The following is a 2,523-nucleotide window of genomic DNA, read 5'->3' on the forward strand; positions in this document are numbered from 1 at the left end:
GACCAGCGCCGGCCTGTCCTCGCCCTCGATCTCGACGGTGACGTTGGTGCGCGACTGCAATTCGGTCGGCTTGCGCAGTTTTGCTTCGGCGAGCGTGAAGCGGCCGCGCACGCGGCTGCCCGACCTGACCGGCGAGATGAAGCGCAGCTTGTCAAAGCCGTAATTGACGCCCATGGTGGTGCCTTCGATCACCGGCATCACCTCGTAGGACATGATGCTGAGGAGCGACATGGTGAGAAAGCCGTGCGCGACCGTGGTGCCGAACGGCGTCTCCTTCTTCGCGCGCTCCGGATCGACATGGATGAACTGGTGGTCCTCGATCACCTCGGCATAGAGATCGATCCGCTTCTGGTCGACCAGGTGCCATGACGAGACGCCGATCTCCTCGCCGACCATGTTCCGATAGGCATCGAGCGAGATCGGCGGCTTTTTCCAGACTTCGTTCATCCCTGTGTCTCTTCAGCTCTCCGGGCCCGCCGGACGCACCGTCCGCAGCTCGGGAAAATCCTCCTCGCGAAACTCCCGCCCGCGCAAGGCATCGCCGCGATTGTAATCATGTTCGAGCCGCCGCAGCTGCACGCGGCGGATCTTGCCCGAAATCGTCTTCGGCAGTTCGGTGACGAGCTCGATGCGGCGGATGCGCTTGAACGGCGCCAGCCTTGCATGCAGATGCTCGAAGATCGAGAGCGCGGTCTCGCGCGTGCGTTCGGTGTCGCCGACCAGCAGCACATAGGCTTTGGGCACCGCGAGCCGGATCGGATCCGGCGACGGCACCACGGCGGCTTCCGCCACCTTCTCGTGTTCGAGCAGCACGCTTTCCAGTTCGAACGGCGAGATGCGATAGTCTGATGATTTGAACACGTCGTCGGAGCGGCCGACGAAGGTGAGATAGCCGTCATCGTCGACGAACACCACGTCGCCGCTGCGATAGCGTGCACCGTCCGCACCGCTCAGTCTGCCATCCTCGCCTTGATAGCCCTGCATCAAGCCGGCTGGCCTGTCGGCGCCGAGCACGAGCGTCACCTCGCCCTCCTTGGCAACATTGCCGTCGACATCGGTGATCTCGAGGCGATAACCCGGCAGCGGCCGGCCCATCGAACCGATCTTGACCGTCTGGCCCGGCGAATTGCCGGCGAGCGCGGTGGTTTCGGTCTGGCCATAGCCGTCGCGGATGGTCAGCCCCCAGGCCGCGCGCACCTGGTCGATCACTTCCGGGTTGAGCGGCTCGCCGGCGCCGCAGACCTCGCGCAGGCTCACATTGAAGTCGGCAAGCCGCTCCTGGATGAACAGCCGCCACACCGTCGGCGGCGCGCATAGCGTGGTGACGCCGCAGCGGCCGATGGTGGCGAGCAGTCCCTTGGCGTCGAAGCGCGGCTGGTTGACGACGAACACGGTCGCCCCGGCGTTCCACGGCGCGAAGAAGCAGCTCCAGGCATGCTTCGCCCAGCCGGGCGAGGAAATGTTCAGATGGATGTCGCCGGGCTTGAGGCCAAGCCAGAACATCGTCGACAGCGCGCCGACCGGATAGCTGCGCTGGCTGTGCCGCACCAGTTTTGGCTTCGCCGTGGTGCCCGAGGTGAAATAGAGCAGCATCGGATCGTCTGCCCCGGTCGGACCGTCCGGCACAAACGCCTCGGAGGCGCCTGCTGCCTGTTCGAACGGCAGCCAGCCCTCATGTGCTGACGTCGCGCCGACGACGATGCGGGCCAGATTGTCGCTTTTCAGCTTGGCAAATTTTGCGACCTGATCCTGCGTGGCCACCACCACCTTGGCACGCCCGCGATCGAGCCGGTCCTGCAATTCATCTCCGGTCAAGAGCGTGGTCGCCGGGATCACCACGACGCCGAGCTTGATCGCGGCCAGCATGGTCTCCCAGAGCGGCACGACGTTGCCGAGCAGCAGCAGCAGGTGGTCGCCGCGCTTGATGCCCTGCGCGCGCAAAAAGTTCGCGACCTGGTTCGAGCGGCGTGACAGTTCGGCGAATGAAAGTTTGGTCTCCTTGGCGCCATGATCGACGATCCACAGCGCAGGCCGGTCACGGCTTTCGACATCTGTCGCCAGCTCAGCGTCGAACCAGTCCAGCGCCCAGTTGAACGGCACCGGATCAGGCCAGCGAAAGTCCTTCACCGCGACATTGTAATCGGTACGATGTCTTAGGAGAAACGCGCGCGCGTCTTGGAAGCTTGTCATCGACGATCAGCTCTTTCCGGCAAGTGCGCGAACGTGCTGGATAATTCCGGAAAAGTCCACCCCGCCATGTCCATCAGCATCGAACGCCCGGTAGATTTCCTGGGCGTGCTGGCCAAGCGGCGTCGCCGCACCCGCCGCCTTCGCCGCGTCCTGGGCCAGCGTCAGATCCTTCACCATCAGCGCCGACGCAAAGCCGGGCTTGTAGTCGTTGTTCGCCGGCGAGGTTGCTACCAGCCCCGGCACCGGGCAATAGGACGTCAGCGACCAGCACTGGCCCGATGAGGTCGAGGCGACGTCGAACAGCGCCTGGTGCGACAGGCCGAGCTTTTCGGC

The 2,523-nt window shown here is 64.5% G+C and carries 3 protein-coding genes; all 3 read right to left on the bottom strand.

What is annotated here, in order from left to right:
* A partial coding sequence (locus JOZ76_RS37435) for a MaoC family dehydratase (protein ID WP_291706393.1) occupies nucleotides 1-447 on the bottom strand: 447 nt, incomplete at its 3' end.
* Between the two features lie 12 nt (nucleotides 448-459).
* Nucleotides 460-2,190, bottom strand: coding sequence for an AMP-binding protein (locus tag JOZ76_RS37440; protein ID WP_291706394.1), 1,731 nt, complete (start codon nucleotides 2,188-2,190; stop codon nucleotides 460-462).
* Between the two features lie 6 nt (nucleotides 2,191-2,196).
* A partial coding sequence (locus JOZ76_RS37445) for an NAD-binding protein (RefSeq protein ID WP_291706395.1) occupies nucleotides 2,197-2,523 on the bottom strand: 327 nt, incomplete at its 5' end.

The organism is Bradyrhizobium sp., assembly GCF_019244115.1.
Classification (GTDB): Bacteria; Pseudomonadota; Alphaproteobacteria; order Rhizobiales; family Xanthobacteraceae; genus Bradyrhizobium.